The 17,982-nt window shown below is 44.6% G+C and carries 16 protein-coding genes and 1 pseudogene; 11 read left to right on the forward strand and 6 right to left on the reverse strand.

Translation table 11 applies throughout. From position 1 onward, the window contains the following. Positions 1-11: 11 nt before the first annotated feature. Positions 12-1,172: an FMNH2-dependent alkanesulfonate monooxygenase gene (gene ssuD / locus V7K49_RS02085; protein ID WP_335204323.1), complete on the reverse strand. Its 1,161-nt coding sequence runs from the start codon at positions 1,170-1,172 to the stop codon at positions 12-14. 448 nt (positions 1,173-1,620) lie between these two features. Between ssuD and V7K49_RS34480 the strand changes: the two genes are divergently transcribed. From V7K49_RS34480 to msrB, 4 genes and pseudogenes are all read left to right on the forward strand, one after another. Continuing rightward, a complete protein-coding gene (locus tag V7K49_RS34480; RefSeq protein ID WP_442948627.1) occupies positions 1,621-2,334 on the forward strand; it encodes an FAD/NAD(P)-binding protein in 714 nt (237 codons plus the stop codon). Between the two features lie 157 nt (positions 2,335-2,491). Then, positions 2,492-2,893 (forward strand): hypothetical protein, encoded by a 402-nt coding sequence (locus V7K49_RS34485; protein WP_442948628.1) that lies wholly within the window; start codon positions 2,492-2,494, stop codon positions 2,891-2,893. A 510-nt stretch (positions 2,894-3,403) separates the two neighbouring features. Beyond that, a pseudogene (locus V7K49_RS34490) lies at positions 3,404-3,673 on the forward strand (GTP cyclohydrolase I); the annotation flags it as partial. 194 nt (positions 3,674-3,867) lie between these two features. Next, complete coding sequence (gene msrB / locus V7K49_RS02105; protein ID WP_335204324.1) at positions 3,868-4,362, forward strand: peptide-methionine (R)-S-oxide reductase MsrB; 495 nt, start codon at positions 3,868-3,870, stop codon at positions 4,360-4,362. Here msrB and V7K49_RS02110 read toward each other — a convergent pair. From V7K49_RS02110 to V7K49_RS02125, 4 genes are all read right to left on the reverse strand, one after another. Beyond that, the gene (locus tag V7K49_RS02110) at positions 4,349-4,645 is read right to left on the reverse strand and encodes a hypothetical protein (protein WP_335204325.1); all 297 of its coding nucleotides are present in this window, start codon (positions 4,643-4,645) and stop codon (positions 4,349-4,351) included. The genes msrB and V7K49_RS02110 overlap by 14 nt on opposite strands. 654 nt (positions 4,646-5,299) lie before the next feature. Next, the gene (gene mreD, locus V7K49_RS02115; protein WP_334872310.1) at positions 5,300-5,917 is read right to left on the reverse strand and encodes a rod shape-determining protein MreD; all 618 of its coding nucleotides are present in this window, start codon (positions 5,915-5,917) and stop codon (positions 5,300-5,302) included. 26 nt (positions 5,918-5,943) lie between these two features. Further along, positions 5,944-6,753 carry a rod shape-determining protein MreC gene (mreC, locus tag V7K49_RS02120; RefSeq protein ID WP_334872312.1) on the reverse strand — a complete coding sequence of 270 codons (810 nt, stop codon included), beginning with the start codon at positions 6,751-6,753 and terminating at the stop codon, positions 5,944-5,946. A 101-nt stretch (positions 6,754-6,854) separates the two neighbouring features. Further along, positions 6,855-7,862: a rod shape-determining protein gene (locus tag V7K49_RS02125; protein ID WP_273769527.1), complete on the reverse strand. Its 1,008-nt coding sequence runs from the start codon at positions 7,860-7,862 to the stop codon at positions 6,855-6,857. 372 nt (positions 7,863-8,234) lie between these two features. Between V7K49_RS02125 and V7K49_RS02130 the strand changes: the two genes are divergently transcribed. Then, on the forward strand, positions 8,235-8,597 hold the full coding sequence (locus tag V7K49_RS02130; protein WP_298911815.1) for a single-stranded DNA-binding protein: 363 nt from the start codon (positions 8,235-8,237) through the stop codon (positions 8,595-8,597). 187 nt (positions 8,598-8,784) lie between these two features. Here the strand turns inward: V7K49_RS02130 and V7K49_RS02135 are convergent, their stop codons facing one another. Beyond that, entirely contained in the window at positions 8,785-9,525 is a 741-nt protein-coding gene (locus tag V7K49_RS02135) for an SIMPL domain-containing protein (protein ID WP_335204326.1), read from the reverse strand. 339 nt (positions 9,526-9,864) lie between these two features. Between V7K49_RS02135 and V7K49_RS02140 the strand changes: the two genes are divergently transcribed. The 6 genes from V7K49_RS02140 to murI all read left to right on the forward strand — a co-directional run bounded on the left by V7K49_RS02140 (position 9,865) and on the right by murI (position 17,863). Next, positions 9,865-10,278, forward strand: a complete 414-nt coding sequence (locus tag V7K49_RS02140; RefSeq protein WP_335204327.1) for an EVE domain-containing protein — start codon at positions 9,865-9,867, stop codon at positions 10,276-10,278. Positions 10,279-10,361: 83 nt separating this feature from the next. Next, a complete protein-coding gene (locus V7K49_RS02145; protein WP_335204329.1) occupies positions 10,362-11,840 on the forward strand; it encodes a cation:proton antiporter in 1,479 nt (492 codons plus the stop codon). Positions 11,841-12,434: 594 nt separating this feature from the next. Further along, a complete protein-coding gene (locus V7K49_RS02150; protein WP_335204330.1) occupies positions 12,435-14,312 on the forward strand; it encodes an N-acetylmuramoyl-L-alanine amidase in 1,878 nt (625 codons plus the stop codon). A 501-nt stretch (positions 14,313-14,813) separates the two neighbouring features. Then, entirely contained in the window at positions 14,814-14,969 is a 156-nt protein-coding gene (locus tag V7K49_RS02155; protein ID WP_334793089.1) for a hypothetical protein, read from the forward strand. Next, positions 14,966-16,867, forward strand: coding sequence for an N-acetylmuramoyl-L-alanine amidase (locus tag V7K49_RS02160; RefSeq protein WP_335204332.1), 1,902 nt, complete (start codon positions 14,966-14,968; stop codon positions 16,865-16,867). Before V7K49_RS02155 ends, V7K49_RS02160 begins: the two co-directional genes overlap by 4 nt. A gap of 129 nt (positions 16,868-16,996) precedes the next feature. Beyond that, positions 16,997-17,863, forward strand: a complete 867-nt coding sequence (gene murI / locus V7K49_RS02165) for a glutamate racemase (protein WP_334967666.1) — start codon at positions 16,997-16,999, stop codon at positions 17,861-17,863. Positions 17,864-17,982 lie beyond the last annotated feature (119 nt).

Raw genomic sequence — 17,982 nt, forward strand, 5'->3', positions numbered from 1 at the left:
GTTCTTATCTACTAGGATATGGACGTAGCTCTTTGCTGAGGCTGTTGCTTAGGGAAATCTTCATTTGCCACAATCTCACCAAATGGACTCAAGACATGTTGCTTCTCCACTGCTGGCAGATTCTCTAAAGGCAAATGAGGAAATAGAAGTTCTGCGACTCGATAAGCTTCCTCTAGGTGGGGATAGCCAGAGAGGATAAAGGACTCAATGCCTAAATCTGCATATTCCAAAATTCTGGCAGCTACAGTTTGAGGATCGCCTACTAAGGCTGTTCCCGCACCACCTCGTACCAAACCGACTCCTGCCCACAGGTTCGGGCTAATCTCTAATGCCTCACGATTACCGTGGTGTAATTGGCTCATCCGGCGTTGTCCAACTGAATCCATCCGAGCATAAGCTTTTTGGGCTTTAGCGATCGCCTCGTCATCTACATACTTAATCAATTGATTCGCCGCATCCCAAGCTTCACTCTCGGTTTCGCGCACAATCACATGTAGGCGAATACCAAACCGCAAAGTCCGGCCTTCTGATAAAGCAAGTCCGCGAGCCGATGCAATCTTCTCGGCTACTTGCGCCGGTGGTTCGCCCCAAGTTAGATAGACATCTACATGCTTGGCAGCGATTTTTTGGGCGATCGCAGAGGAACCGCCAAACCACAAGGGCGGATATGGCTTCTGGACGGGTGGAAACAGCAGCTTACCATCCTGAATGTTGAGATAGTCGCCCTGAAGATTAACTTGTTCACCACTGACGATCGCTCGCCATACTGTCAAAAATTCATCTGTTAATTCATAGCGCTGATCGTGACTCAAATGCAAGCCATCTCCCGCTAACTCTACGGGATCGCCTCCTGTCACGACATTAATCAGCAACCGTCCACCAGAGAGGCGATCAAAGGTCGCCGCCATCCGCGCTGCCACCCCAGGTGATACCAAGCCGGGACGGATGGCTACCAAAAAACGCATCTGTCGCGTCAGTGATACCAGCGTTGACGCTACAATCCAAGCATCTTCGCAAGAACGTCCTGTAGGCAGCAATGCCCCTGTATAACCAAGGTCATCAACCGCTTGGGCTATCTGCCGCAGATAAGAAAAACTTACTGCTCGTCCGCCTGTAGCAGTTGCAAGGTAACGTCCGTCGCCGTGGGTTGGGATGAACCATAGTAGCTGCATGAGTCCTGTCCTTTTAAACTACGGTAATTCGATATAAATACCGTGCTTTTTTTATAATTTTTAGAGTATCACATATTCCATTTAACCAAGCAAGAATTTTTCAGATAACTCCGGTATTCCGATCAGACCAATGTATATTAAGCCGTGTTCAATAAGCTGGCGATCGAAAAAATTGGGGATTGGGGAAACGATCTGGTGCTGACTTGATTTTGACTTACTTTGCCAAAGAAGTCGCTCTGATGTTGATGTAATCACGGAATGTGGACAAGCGCACAGAAGTCGCAAGCAGGAGCCAGCGTTGCGAACCTCAAAGGGACAGACAAGGCGGAATTATTGAATAAGTCTCTACCTTGTCTCCTCCCAATGCCCTATTTTCAGAATCACTTTGCTGGTCTAACTAATATAGAATGATAACTATTATCATAAAAGCTAGATTGTTTCTCCAGCAATGCAATTTACGACCACTGTTCCTGCAACAATTGACCTGGCGATTATTGGTGCTGGGCCTCATGCTCTGACTTTGACTACCCATCTGCTGCAAAAACGGCAAAGAATCAGAGGGAAGTTTTTAGTATTTGACCCCAGTGGCAGGTGGATGAGTCAATGGGAACACCAATTTAAAGCTTTGGAAATCCCTCATTTACGCTCCCCTACCGTCTACCATCCCCACCCAAACCCTTTTGCTTTAAGGAAGTTTGCCCAATCTCGTCCTGATGAGTTATTTCCCCCTTATGATTTACCAGGAACGCAATTATTTGAGAATTTTTGTCAGGATGCAATCCGAGTTCGGCAGTTGCAAGAGCAAGTTATTCCGTTAGCAGTCAAAAGTATTGAACCCTTAAGAGATCATTTGCGTCTCCGGTTTTGCCTTTGCTTGCAAGACGGACAAGAAGTCATTGCACGGCGGGTAGTATTGGCAACGAGTAGCGCTCAAATTCAAATACCTGATTGGGTAAACCAGATTCAGACAGCCTACCCACAAGATAGACTTTGCCACTCACAAACAATTGATTTACGAAAATTGCAGTTGATGGGTAAGAGAGTTTTGATTGTGGGTGGTGGCTTGACGAGTGGACATTTGGCAGTGGGTGCTATTTCTCGCGGTGCAGAGGTTCATTTGATAGATTCGGCGTCAGTTATCAGAAAAATTATTCGATGCTGAACCAGGTTGGTTAGGGCCAAAGTACCTAAAGGGATTTTTTGCCCAATCAAATTGGGAGCAACGGGTAATGATGATTCAGCAAGCTAGAAATGGCGGTTTCATGACACCTGCGTAGGCGTAGCCCGTCGTAGACATCGCCACACAACTACGGAAACAAGTGCGTCATGGTAAAATCAGAATTGATGAAAACTGTCAAGTAGTAAAAGCCCAATGGTTAGGTGAAAATTGGTACGTGGAATGTAGCGATGGTAATCAACATGAGTGCGATTATATTTGGCTATCGACTGGCACTAAATTCGATGCCACCACTGAACCCTTGTTAAAAAATATTTTAGAGACTTACCCTATCAAGATTGTTAAAGGTTTGCCTGTTTTAGATACTTATCTGCGTTGGCCTGGTTGTGAATTATTTATCATGGGTGGCTTGGCTGCAATGCTCGTCGGGCCAACAGCACGGAATTTATCGGGCGCAAGAATGGCTTGTGAGAAAATTGTCCCAGCTATTGTCAAGCCAAGTATAGCTCTTTCCCATAAGCTCAACGAAGTACAAGCAGGCTGACCAAAGACCCTATACTAAACCCACGCCAGGAATAGGGAGTGGAAGAATTTTTCTCAATCAGCAACGTCGCTTCTTGAGGAACGTGAATTTCATCGCTCAACCATTTTCCATTGCAACCATCCAATAACGTACTGGATGATGCTCATATCTTCTGTTTACTTACAGCAGAATTCAAGTATTTGAACCACATCTGTTGTAGGGGCGCAAGGCCTTGCGCCCCTACCGCGTGGTCTATTTACCTGAAAATAACTGTAACCTACAATCAGTTAGGGACTTCCAAATAAAAAATGTCCCAAAACTGATGCAAAAACCCTCTCATTTCTCCTCTCTCTGTGTTGCGCCAGTTGCTTCTCCGTAGGAGTACAAGTCGGGGAACCCGCCCAACGCTGGCTTCTCTGTGTCTCTGTGGTAGCCTGCGGCAAGCCGCTGCGCGTCTACGTTTATTTGGATAATTTATTTCTTGGAAGTCCCTTATAAACTCCAAAACAGTACTTTAAAAACCAAGATTAACTGCTAAATGGTGCAGTATTTACAGAAGATGCTGATCAAATGCTATTAATCCAGGACATCGATATTTTTAGTTCCTGTGAGCATCATATCCTGCCAATTATTGGCCGCGCTCATGTTGCCTATATTCCCAATGGTAAGGTGAAAGGTGCAATATCTGGACATATTCAAAAGGTAAAAGAGCTTTTTTACGACTATAACGGAGATCCACTCTTGCTAAAAATTGAGCAAGTTGGCGATATTGCTTGTCACACTCGCGCGAGAAGTTGTTTTTTTACGGCTGTGCAAATCTATCCTAAATTTTAATTTATCAGGGCTAATTCAGAGAGTAGACGCGTTTGCCTTCGCGCAGCGTCTCCAATAGTTGCGGCTTGTCGTCAGACATCGGTGATTATAGTCATTAATGTAGGGAATCCCGTACTGGAGTTGATTGGCCAGTTAACCGGAAAATAGAAAATAATAGATATATGGACAAACGGTATTTTTTACAGGCTAGTGCAGTAATAGTCGGCACAGCATTGTTATCAAGGTATATCAATTGGGGGTCAAAAGAGATGACAACTTCTAAGAGTGGATTTGAAGTTACCAAACCTGAGCAAGAGTGGCGCACGATTTTAACGCCAGAACAGTTTAATGTATTGCGTAAACATGGGACTGAACGCCCTCACACCAGCCCATTGGATAAGGAATACGACAACGGTACTTATTATTGTGCTGCGTGTGAACAGCCACTGTTTACATCTGATGCCAAATTTAACAGTGGTACTGGCTGGCCCAGCTTTTTTAATCCAATTGAAGGTGCGATCGCTATTACTGAAGATAAGTCGTTGTTTATGACCAGAACTGAAGTACATTGTAGTCGCTGTGGTGGTCATCTGGGTCATGTTTTTAATGACGGTCCTGCACCCACTGGTCAGCGCTATTGCATGAATGGTGTTTCGCTGAAGTTTACTCCTGCTTGATAAGTTGCGACGCCGATAGCGAACGCAAGAGCGTCTGGTAGAGTTGCGTAAAGCCTGCGGCATGGCAACTCTTAGAGAGGCTGCGCCAACGCTTAGAGCGAGTATTCGTACCCCTACGGGGAAGCAAGCTAGCAAGAGCGTCTCGTAAGAGAGCGTCATAGCCCGCACTTCGACATACTTCGACTGCGGTTGCATCGAGCAAAGCCGAGATGCTCACCAGCCGCTCAGTGACCATCGTAGACATCGCACCTACTGCCAACACTAACTGCCTACACCGCCACAAGCAGTGTAGGCTTCTGGCATTCTTGAGAACTACCAGAACTTCCTTCGAGGTACTATTAGTAGTTCAGTTGCTAAATAGTCCTATTTGTTTGGGTCTTTTTTCTCCTTTTTGTCTTTAGGATCTTTTTTAGGTTTTTTAACTTCTTTATTACTTTTTCTTTCCTTCGACATCAGCGTTCTCCAACTAGGTTAATCAGTGAAAGCTTCCACATTGTAACCTTTCACACTCCCCCCCACCTTTCAACGATAAATCAGGGGTTTCGGCACTTTTGCAGGCGAGGAAGTGAATAATTACTCCACATTCTGCCGTCAGGAAATCAGGAGATGACTTACCTGATATTCTTTTAAGGCAAAAAAGAAACTATCAGACATCAATACTACTAACTGCCATGATCCGGTGTTGTTTGATTCACTGTACCTTGAATCCATATTGCCAGAGGTTGCCCAAATTTCATAAAGATTACAGGGTAAGTAAATGGGTAGGAATAAATCAAACTATGTTACGCAATGTAAAATTAATTATATTGGCTTGTAGTAAGGGCTGGAGCTACTTACTACAAGCCAATATAATTATTCACGCCGACTTACTTACAGAGGATAATTTTCTTTCCTCTCACCTGTAAGCTATCCCCTTCTTAACTCCTAACTTCCTTTACTATTGTTCCAACAATTTCATTCGCTGCCACCAACGATTCAGGGGATAATAGACCACAGGTGCCCACAGACTACTAAGAATGGCAGAGGCTAGAGCGACACGCTGGTAATATGTCCAAATATCTGTTACTTTGCGCTCATCGCCGATCAAAGTTAATTGCAATCCAAAGATAGTTTCTGCCAAAACTGCCATACCAAAGACAATTACAGCAATCGAAATAAAATCTTCTTCGATAAAACGCTGTTTCTGGAGCAGACCAGTTAAAATTCCCACTATACCTAAACTGAGGGCATGAGTAGGGTTAGGTGATGTCATGGAATCTTGAAGTAGCCCTAGAACTATACCTGCCAATGCCCCGGAAAACACTGTGCGCTTCACACTCCAAGCTACCACCCAAATTAACAGCCAGTTAGGGCCAATTCCTAATAATTCCATACCTGGCAAGCGGGTTGGCAATAATAGTAAACATAACACTACAGATCCAGCCGTCACTATCCAACCCAACAACTGACGGATACCGGGATGCCAACGAGAAAGCGGCTGGATTTGGAATTTCGATTTTCGCTCTGAGGATTTTGGCTTTTTCTGCCTGCTGCCACCAAATGCAGGAATCTTCATTTTTCTATGGATTTTCAAGGGAGAATTTACTTAGACTTTTGCGGCACTTGATTTACCGACTTTTGGGTTTCCAACTCTTGGTTTTCTGGCTTTGGATAAACAGCTACCCAATCGAGAGAGCGGATTGGCGGAAAAAGCTCAATTTTCGCCACTGATGCCGGAAGTTTCTTTAAATCCAGCGACTTTATCCGTCCTACTGCCAAGCCAGATGGAAATTTCTGGCTATAAGTAGATGTGGAAACTAAATCTCCTACCTTGACATTTGGGACTTTTTCATAAAACTCCAGCACAGCTTCTGCCGAAGAATCTCCTCGCAAAACGCCTTTAGCTGCCGTGCGGCTAACTGATACACCCACTTGACTTTTGAGGTCACTGATTAACAACACGCGGCTAGTATTAGGAGTTACACTCTCCACCAGACCGACCAATCCGCCATCTGCCTTGACTATGAAGCCTTCCTGAATCCCTGCATTCGCACCACGATTTAGAAATACTTGTTGCCACCATTGGTCGGCACTACGTCCTACGACCCGTGCTGGAATTGGCCGTGATGCCAGTGGCTCTTTTTCTACATAGCCTAATAAATCTTGTAGCTCTGTCTTTTGACTTTCCAAATCTACTATACGGGTTTGCAATTCCAATATCCGGGCATCTCTAAGACGTTCTTCTGGAGTTGGCCCTGACTGCAACATCTCTAACGGACGGGTAATTGCTTGGTATGTCTCAAGCACCAATTCACCTTGAGTTTGTCGCAATATGCAAGCACTACCAACTACTAGAGTTAACAACCCGATTTGTAACCCTTTACGATCCCACCAACGTCGTATTGTCACCATATATACCTTTACATATTTATATAAATTAAGTTCTACTTGGATTCTATTTATATAAAACCCAAATAGAACTCAAATAGAACTCAAGTCTGATATTTTTTTTGCTACATATTGCGAGAGCTTTCTGTGACAACTCGTTCCAACTGTTTGAAGTTTTCTAACACACGACCTGTTCCCAGCACAACACAGCAGAGAGGATCGGCGGCAATGTGAGTTACAATCCCGGTTTCATGGCTAATGAGAGTATCTATGCCTTTGAGCAAAGCACCGCCGCCAGCTAACATAATACCTCTGTCAATAATGTCTGCTGCTAGTTCTGGAGGTGTACGTTCCAGTGTCCGCTTCACAGCTTCTATAATTACTGATAGCGGTTCCAACATGCTTTCACGGATTTCTGGGCCTTTGATCGTTACAGTTCGCGGTAGACCAGAAAGTAGGTGTAAGCCTCGGACTTCCATAATCGCGTCATTATCATCATTAGTAGGATAGGCAGAACCAATCCGAATCTTGATGTCCTCGGCAGTCCGTTCACCAATCACTAAGTTATGAACTTTCTTAATATACTGAATGATCGCTTCAGTCAGTTCATCTCCAGCAATGCGTACTGATTCGCTAATCACCGTACCCTGAAGACTCAGCACTGCAACTTCTGTTGTACCACCACCAATATCGATGATCATGTTGCCAGTGGGTTCGGCAACAGGTAGTCCTGCACCAATGGCCGCAGCTACAGGTTCATCGATTAAATATACTTTTCTTGCTCCTGCTTGATGAGCTGCATCCATCACAGCTCGCCTTTCTACTCCTGTGACGCCACTGGGAATACCAATAACAATCCGGGGTAAAATTAAAGACCTACCTTCATTTACACGCTGAATAAAGCTTTTCAGCATTAGCTCGGCTATATCGAAATCAGCGATTACACCATCTCGCAAAGGGCGGAGGGCAATCACATTTCCAGGTGTGCGACCGAGCATTTTTTTAGCTTCTTCTCCTACTGCCAGTGCTACCTTTTGGTTGACATCGATCGCAACTACAGAAGGCTCTTGCAGTACAATACCTTTACCAGATACATAAACGAGAGTGTTAGCGGTACCGAGGTCGATACCCATATCCCATGATGTGCGAAAGTTCCTAAAAATACCCACGCGTCTCTAAGCCCCCTATGTGCGATACTTTTTGACTACAACGGTAAGAATTAATTGTGCTGAATTTGATTACGTTTATATCCTGAGTTGAGTAAACTAGTCTATATTTTTATCTGATTCCCAGGAATATTTACTATGTCTCAGTCCTCTATTTTTTGATATTTTTTGATTAACTTAGTATATTCGTATACTTTTATGTGTTTCTCCAACTAGTATGTATAATTTTTTAATTCAACTATATTGTTAACTGTTTAACACATTATTTTCAAGAGTTTCACAATTCGCTATGATGAAAGTCGGAATTACTAAGTACGTATGTCCTAAAAGGTAACACACATGAGTATAAATGTTGTCACCCTCATTGGTCGCGTAGGCGGCGACCCAGAGATTAAGTATTTTGAGTCTGGTAGTGTTAAGTGTAGATTGACACTAGCTGTTAATCGCCGCACTAAAGAAGGCGAACATACCGACTGGTTTAATTTAGAACTATGGGGAAAAACGGCGGAGGTAGCAGGTAATTATGTACGTAAAGGCAAACAAATTGCCGTCAAAGGTTCCTTGAAGTTTGACACATGGAGCGATCGCCAAACAGGAGCAAACCGATCATCACCTGTTATCCAAGTAGACCAACTGGATTTATTAGGCTCTAAGCGAGATGGAGAAGGCGGTACAGAAAATATGTCTTCAGAACATTTTTAATTAGTCATTTGTCCTTTGTTTTGATAAATCACAAAGGACAAATGATAGTTAATCAGGACTTAGGCAAGAAATAGCCAAAAACGTAGATACGTAGTGGCTTGCCGCAGGCTACTGCCAACTCTTGGAGAGGCTTTGCCAACACCTCAAGTCTGGTAGAGAAGAATTCGTAGAGTGGGCGTAAGTCCTATTAATAACTAATTTGCAGCGTTACTGATGCTTCTACTTGCTGCTCACCACCAACGACAGGGGTGGAAGCATCAGCTACCTTGGCAGCCTCAGCCCGTAAAAACATGGGTGGTGGAGGTGGACTGGCATTATTAACTTGAACACTCACCACTTCTTTGGGTTTGAAACCCAAGGCACTGAAAACAGCATCAGCTTGCTGCTGGGCGTCTTGGGTAGCTTCTTTTAATGCTTGTTTTTGAGCAGCCGCGATCGCTTGATCATTCGCAACAAAACTAATGCCGTTAATTTGTGTCGCACCCGCTTTCACTGCATCATCCAATAATGTACCAGCTTTCTCAGTGGGAATGCGAAAACTCACGGTGTTAGTGGCAGCATAGCCTGTAATCCGCTGCACATTATTAGTGTAGCTGTAAACTGGGTTAAGTTGAATACCAGTGGTTTGTAATTTTTCAACATTTTGGCTCTTGAGGAACGCAACTACAGCCGATGACCTCCGAGCGGCTTCTTGCTGTACCTCCTGTGCTGTTTTCCCCTGAATTTCTACTCCTAAACTAACTTGTGCCAAGGTTGCAGGAGTTGTTTCCACTCCGCGACCAGTCACACTAAGGGTTCGCCACAATTTATCCTTTTCTTGTGCTAACGCAGGTAATACAAAAGTTGTACATAGGAATAAAGCTAAAGGCAGTATTTTCCACAAGTTCCCACTTGGAAACTGAGAACCAGGTAAAGCGGCTCTAGTCATAAGATTTGCACTCCTCAAAGTATCCACAGATGTTTTTAATAAGCGTATGTAGCAATCTTCTGGTGGCTGTAAAAAGTCAACAGTCACCACAAGTTTTTCACAACTTAAGTGCGATCGCTAGATCCGATTTGTATGTTCTTACTTTGACACTGCCATAATCAAAAGCTGAAATGGTTACATTTTTGGATACTAAAAAAATTACACTAGTACAGCGCGGCAGAAATAAACAACCCATTTCAAATCAACGAAACGTTTACGCTGTATTTCTTTTGACTTTTGACTTTTGACTTTTGACTTTTGACTTCCGCCTTGCGGTACTAGCCTTTTTGGAGACTTGTCGTGGCGTATTGGCTGCTGAAAACTGAACCAGAAAATTATTCCTACTTCGATTTGGAACGGGACGGCAGTACAGTTTGGGATGGAGTCAACAATTCCCTAGCGCTTAAACATCTACGTACCATGCTTCTTGGTGACTTGGCGTTCATTTATCACACAGGCAAAGAACGGCAAGTCATAGGTTTAGCAGAGATAGTTAGTCAACCCTATATCGATCCAGCACTCAATGACAGCAAACGGGCAGTTGTGGATGTCCAGGCATTACAAAGAGTACACCAACCCGTCACCCTAGCCCAAATAAAACAGGATGGTAAATTCACAGATTTTGACTTGCTGCGACTTCCTAGACTTTCTGTTGTCCCAGTTTGGGAAGTCTACTGGCAATACTTGATCGAGTTGACAGGTGGTGCAAATTAATTTGTGTCAGCTGCCAATTGCATCTTCATAGGATGTTTTTCAGAAACGCGTCAAAATCAAAGAGAAGGATTTTCACAGAACCCATGCATTTGTTAGATCCAATCAGCTACTCTTTTCCTCTGCTGGCCAGCGCAACACAAGCCGCAGATAGTTCAATGGTAGTAGCAGCAGTGCTACTAAGCTTAGTAGTCATTTATCTCGCCAGCAAAGTTGGTGGAGAGTTATCAAACCAAGTGGGTTTGCCGCCTGTCTTAGGCGAACTAGTAGGTGGTGTGGTAGTGGGCATCTCTGTTTTCCACCTTTTAGTCTTTCCAGAAGGCGGCACAGACAGTTCTAGCTCTTTGATCATGTCCTTCCTTCAAACTACTGCTGGTTTAACTCCTGAAGCCACTCCAGCGGTGTTTGCAGCGCAGTCTGAGGTCGTTTCTGTTTTGGCAGAATTGGGTGTGATCATCCTGCTGTTTGAAATCGGCTTGGAGTCGAACTTAAAAGATTTAATGGCAGTTGGTATCCAAGCCACTGTCGTAGCAGTAGTGGGGGTAGTAGTACCCTTTGCCGCTGGTACTGTGGGACTGATGACTTTGTTTGGTATCGATACTGTACCTGCAATTTTTGCCGGGGCGGCTTTAACTGCCACTAGTATTGGGATGACTTCCAAGGTGTTGTCAGAATTGGGGCGACTCAATTCTAAAGAAGGGCAGATTATTTTGGGTGCTGCTGTAATTGACGATGTACTGGGAATCATCGTTTTAGCGGTAGTTGCCAGCCTAGCTAAAGATGGCGTGGTAGATGTAAACAAAGTCATTTATTTGATTATCAGCGCCACTGGTTTTATTTTGGGAGCAATATTACTGGGCAATGTTTTCAATAAATCCTTTGTGGCGATCGCTGATAAACTCAAAACACGCGGTGGACTGGTAATCCCAGCATTCATCTTCGCCTTTGCGATGGCATACCTTGCTGCCGTCATCCACTTAGAAGCAATTCTGGGAGCTTTTGCGGCTGGTTTAGTCCTGGAGGAGACAGATAAACGCAAAGAACTGCAAACGCAAGTCATACCCATTGCCGATATGTTAGTGCCAATTTTCTTTGTGACTGTTGGGGCAAAAACCGATTTGGGAGTTTTAAACCCAGCAATTCCCGACAATCGGGAAGGTCTAATTATGGCAACTTTCCTGATCACAGTAGCCATTCTCGGTAAAGTAATCACAGGCTTAAGCGTGTTTGGTCAACCGGAAATCAACCGTTTAGCTATCGGTGTGGGGATGATTCCCAGAGGGGAAGTTGGTTTAGTGTTTGCTGGTGTCGGCGCAGCCAGTGGCGCTCTCTCGAAACCATTAGGAGCAGCAATTATCATGATGGTTATCTTGACAACCTTTTTAGCTCCTCCTTTGTTACGATTTGTATTTCCAGATCCAAAAACTGTGGATGCAGGCTCAGAGCAACTGATTTTAGACGGTTCCTCTGGAACATCGTTGGTAATTGAACCACCTGCGTCGAGGATGCCAGCATCAAATGATAGTGGCAATTTGGAAGTAAATTCAGAATCTGGCGATCGCTAATCAAAGTCTTGGGTAAATTCTGACTGAGTTCTGAGTGATTTTGCTCAGAACTCAGGACTCTGAATTCATTACTATCACCGGGCTTTGAAGATTTTACGATTGTGCAGTAGAAACTTCTTTCCCCAAATTTCCGTCCCGTGTGATTGTAGAATAATCGTTTGTTTCTAATTTCTACCAGCATTCGAAATGTTATTTATTTCCAGTCTCCCTTGGTTTGTGAGCCTTTATCTGAATATTTTCCAGGTAATTGGGAGTAACATCCATAAATCTTGCTAGATCATCTCACAGTAATGGGAATTATTTACTTAGTGCATTGATGGCAACAAACAAAAAACAGTTATCAGTTAACAGTTATCAGTTTTTAGTTTTTTAGCTTCCTTGGGAGTCAGAGTCCCCCACCTCTAAAGGTGGAAGGTTTCACATGGGGATTTAGACCCAATATGAAACCTGATAACTGATTTAAGCGTGTTTTTATACCAGCTTAAAAAATCAAAAAAGGCATCAGAGGTCAAGTTTAGGTGGTGACGATGTGATGATTTACCAATGAGTTGAGATATTGACGGCTCCCATGAACGTGAATTAGGAGAAAGGACTGTGAAATTACACTGGTTACTACCCAGCACTATTGGAACTATCTTCATGCTATCGTCGCCGGCAATGGCTGCGAGACTTGAATCTTGGCGCTTTGATGCCAATCAAAACAGGCTGGAAATTAATACTGTGGGAGCAGTTCAACCCCAAGCGCAACTAATTTTTAACCCGACTCGGCTAGTAATTGACTTGCCAGGAACTACATTTGGTCGTCCGCAGCTAACCCAACAGGTGGGCGGTGGAATTCGCTCGATCCGTGTTGGGCAGTTTGATGGAGAAACGACGCGGATAGTTGTCGAACTGACTCCTGGTTATACTTTAGACCCTAAGCGAGTACAATTTGTGGGCACAACTGGCGATCGCTGGACAGTACAATTACCTAAGCCAGAAGTGGATAAAGTTGCCTCATCTCCTAGAAGTGCTTACAGTGTTGTTACCCCAGACTCTGAGCCTCAACCTGGTATTTCAAGGGTTGCCACTACTACACAAGGGGCGACTCAACTTGAGACTTTACAAGTAACAGGCGATGGGTTGTTCATTCGTACCAGTGGTGGTAATCCCCCGATTCGGGTAATTCGCAGCCGCGATCGCGCTACCATCTTCATGGATATCTCTGACGCATCTTTATCACCACGTCTGACGCAACAGAATAATATACCCGTTAATAAATATGGTGTTAGCCGCGTCGAATTCACCCGATTACAAACCCAACCTCCTGGTGTCCGTTTAACTTTGCGGGTAGATAAAAATAGCCCAGACTGGCAAGCAACTAATAGTAACAGCGGTGGTTTGGTGGTTCTACCTAGTCGTGTTGTCAGATTGTCTGGAAGTAATAATTCGGACAATCAGTCAGAACGCGTTTCTTTTCCCAGCAGACTATCTGCTAACAACTCACCAGCAACAATTGAGTCTGTACAACTGGCTAATAATGGTACACAACTGCTAATTAGAGCCGACCAAACTTTATCTGCTACAGAAATCTGGGATAGATCCTCAGGTGTGTTCCGCGTCACAATTACCAATGCCAAGCTAGCTGCCAGAGTTACAGGCCCTACTTTTGCTGCCAATAGCCCCATTCTCAGGGTCCGGCTGCAACCGCAAGCACCCAACACAGTCGTTGTTTTAGTTCAACCAGCAGCCGGAGTGCAACTTGGGCAACCCAGGCAAATTGGCGACCAGCTTTTGGTATCAATACAAAGTTCTCGTCGGGTTGTCGCACTCCCCGGAAGACCCCCCTTTGCCTTACCTGGGCTACCACCGCCAAACCGGGGGCCATTCCCAGACCCAAACAATCCAAATCCCCAGTTCCGATCACAACCACAGCGCCGAGTTACCAATGGGCGAGTGGTAGTCATTATTGACCCCGGACATGGTGGCAAAGACTCTGGAGCGCTTGGCATTGGGGGGGCACGCGAAAAGGATGTTATCTTGCCTATCGGTAGAAGGCTGGCAGAGATTTTGCAGCAAAATGGTGTACAAGTAATTATGACCAGGGATTCTGACTATTTTGTTACCCTTCCGGGACGGGTGCAATTATCAGAGCGAGCTAATGCTGATGTGTTTGTTAGCATCCACGCTAATTCAGCAGGTGCGAGTCGTCCCGATGTTAATGGCTTGGAAGTTTATTATTACGACAGCGGTCTGGGTTTAGCTCGCATTGTCCGCAGTAGCATTCTCCAAAGTATTGGGACTATCAAAGACAGAGGAGTGCGGCGAGCCAGATTTTATGTTCTCAGAAAAAGTTCTATGCCCTCCATTCTCGTGGAAACGGGTTATATGACTGGTCGAGAGGATATGGCTAGGCTGAGAACCTCAGCTTACCAAAATAAAATGGCAGAAGCGATCGCTCGTGGCGTTCTTCAGTATCTAAAGAGAAGATAAGTAATTTAGTCGAAATTATTGAGTAAATACATCTAATCTTTACCATTTTTATCCAATTTAGTAGTAAAACAATTTAAGTATTCTTGCGGTGGGACAGGAGTAGCTTCTTTATTATTGTCATCTGATGCTTTGCAAGCCACCCAATTTTGGATTTTGGACTTCGGCAACTCTTAGAGACGCTCTTGCGTTCGCTCAGTCGAACGATTTTGGATTTTGGTGAAGCAGCGCGGTCTTAGGGGTTTCCACGCTACTTGGTTTATGCCTCTTAATGCGTCCACCGCAGCGGCTCCCCATGAGCGACTGCACCAAGCCGAAGGGATTGACCCCACTGATAAACGGATGGGGCTTGAGAATTTTTAATTTTGGATAATGGAATTATTTCAGGTCACAAGGGGTGTTAGTGTAGCAAGACGTTAGTCTGGCATGAATCAAAAATCAAAAAATCTAAAATTGGGAATCTAAAATCTAAAATTGACAGTCAAATTTATCTGAGCTAATGGCATGGCAAATTCACAAGAGCGTGCTATATTTTACCCCATTAGCTGTGTCTTAATAACAGCGCAAAACTCAAGTGGGCGCGGTGATGGTGTGAGGATTTGCCAATATGTTGAGATGTTGACGGCTCCCATGAATGTGAATCAGGAGAAAGGACTGTGAAATTACACTGGTTACTATCCAGTACTATTGGAACTATCTTCATGCTATCGTCGCCAGCAATGGCCGCGAAACTTGAATCTTGGCGTTTTGATGCCAATAAAAACAGGCTGGAAATTAATACTTTAGGGGATGTTCAACCACAAGCACAATTAATTTTTAACCCGACTCGTTTGGTAATTGATTTGCCAGGAACCACATTTGGGCGTCCGCAGCTAACCCAACAGGTGGGTGGTGCAATTCGTTCGATCCGGGTTGGGCAGTTTGATGAACAAACAACACGCATAGTTGTTGAAGTTACTCCTGGTTATACTTTAGACCCCAAACGAGTACAATTTGTTGGCAGAACTGGCGATCGCTGGACAGTGCAATTACCTACGCCAGAAGCCGAAAATGTACCCTTAAGAAATACTGTGGGGCAACAAGAACAAGCTATAGCAACAGAAACTTCACCGAGAACATCTCCACCAGTGTTCTCCCAAAGAGATATTTACAACGTGGTGACAACAGGTCCTGTCAATCCACCTAAAAACGGAATGCTTGTCGCCAGGGTTACTCAAATAGAGAAGTTACAAGTCACAGGCGATGGTTTTTTCATCGGTACCAATGGTGGTAATCCTCAGATTCAGGTTAATCGTAGCAACGATCAGAGGGCAATTAACATCGATATTGCTGGCGCAACTTTATCACCAATTCTAAAGCAGCGGGATTTGTCGATTAATCGCTATGGTGTCAGCCGGATTCAGTTCAGCCAACTGCAAACAAGCCCATCTGTTGTTCGCCTGACTTTACAAGTAGACGAAAATAGTCCCAATTGGCGAGCAACCACTAGCAGTCTTGGTGGTTTTGTCGTTCTGCCCAGTCGTGGCATTGCCCAGTTGCCTGGAGGTAACAATCCACGCCCTATACCATCTACTAACACCTCACCTGCTACTATTGAGTCTGTGCAACTGGCTAATAATGGCACACAATTGCTGATTAGAGCCGACCAAGCTTTATCTGCTACAGGAGGCTGGGATAGAAGCTCTGGTCTGTTCCGCATAACTATCAACAATGCTCGGTTAGCTCCCAAAGTCACAGGCCCGACTTTTAATCCTAACAGCCCTATCTTGCGAGTCCGCCTGCAACCACAAGATTCAAATACTGTCATCGTCTTAGTTCAACCAGCAGCCGGAGTGCAAATTGGGGAACTCAACCAGGTTGGTGACGAGCTTTTGGCTCTAGAATTACAACGCTCTGGTAGCGTCACAGCGCCCATTGCTTTACCTCCTCTGCCATCGCCAAACCAAGGTCAATTCCCAAACCCTACAGATATTCCCCGGACAATTTCGCAGCCACGGCCACACGCCTCGGTTCCCAAAGGGAAATTGCTCGTAGTTATTGACCCAGGACATGGTGGAAAAGACTCAGGTGCCCCAGGTCTGGGCGGACTTTTAGAAAAGGATGTAATCCTGCCTATTGGTAAAAGGGTAGCAGCAATTTTAGAGCAAAATGGTGTACAAGCGGTATTAACGCGGGATGCTGACTTTTTTGTAGAACTTCAGGGACGGGTAGAAATTGCCGAGCGAGTTAATGCGACTGCGTTTGTCAGCATTCACGCTAATTCCGTTGATAATCGCCCTGATGTGAATGGGTTAGAAGTATATTATTACGACAGCGGTTATGCTCTGGCTGAAGTAGTTCGCAATACTATCCTCCAGAACATCGGTACTATCAAAAACCGAGGAACTCGCAAAGCCAGATTCTACGTTCTTAGGAAAAGCTCTATGCCCTCGATTTTAGTGGAAACAGGCTATATGACTGGTTACGAGGATAATCCCAGATTAGGAACACCAGAGTATCAAAATCGGATGGCAGAAGCGATCGCTCGTGGCATCCTCAAATACTTACAGCAGAGGTAATATAGTACAAATTACTAATTAAAGAGGTGGTATTTAAACTTCTTTTACGTGCAGAATTTAGTAGTCAATTTGCAGATTGTCTGCTAAATTCTGTATTTTAAATCCAAAAACCTAAATCAATATCTGCCTGTGTATTCATCTTCCATCTTTGAAGGGAATCTTGACGATTTTTCGGCTCTTGAACCCCAACGGGCCCCAATTGGCATCTTTGATAGTGGTGTGGGTGGACTGACGGTACTGCGACAACTATATCGGCAACTCCCCAATGAATCAATTGTTTACTTTGGGGATACGGCTCGACTTCCTTACGGAATTCGTTCACAAGCAGAAATTTTACAATTTACGCGGGAAATTCTTACCTGGCTACAACAGCAGCGGGTAAAAATGGTGATTATGGCTTGCAACACCAGTTCTGCCTTAGCACTAGAAACGGTGCGTCATGAATTCAGCATACCCATTTTGGGAGTGATCCTACCGGGTGCGAAAGCAGCGGTGCAGCAAGGAAAGCGGATTGGTGTGATTGCCACTCCAGCTACAGCTAAGAGTAATGCTTATAAGCACGCTATACTCGAAATTGCTCCTGATGTCCAAGTCTGGCAAGTCGGATGTCCAGAGTTTGTGCCACTCATCGAGCAAAACCGCATTCACGACCCCTACACTGCTGAAGTCGCACGAGCCTACCTAAAGCCTTTACTAGAGCAGGAAATTGACACCTTAGTTCACGGCTGTACCCATTATCCTCACCTTACACCAGTATTGCGATCGCTCCTCCCCTCTCAAGTCCAATTGGTTGACCCGGCTGTTCATGTTGCCGCAGCTTGTGCCCAAGAGCTAGACTTACTAGGCTTAAGAAATACTCACCTCCCACTGCCAACTCGCTTCGCCGTCAGCGGTTGTCCGCAACAGTTTTCCCAGTCAGGAGTGCAGTGGCTAGGCTATACCCCAATGGTTGAAGAGGTTTGCTTCACTGATACTGCTATTTCCCAACTCCAATAAAACTATTTAAAAAATGAGAAGTTATACCAATTCTTTGTTAAACTGCACAAAATCAAGCTTGCTCAGACTTAGGGCAAAATCCCCAAGTTCTAGAGCAATCTCATAAGTAATTGGATAAA

This window comes from Nostoc sp. (assembly GCF_036919675.1).
Lineage (GTDB): Bacteria > Cyanobacteriota > Cyanobacteriia > Cyanobacteriales > Nostocaceae > Nostoc.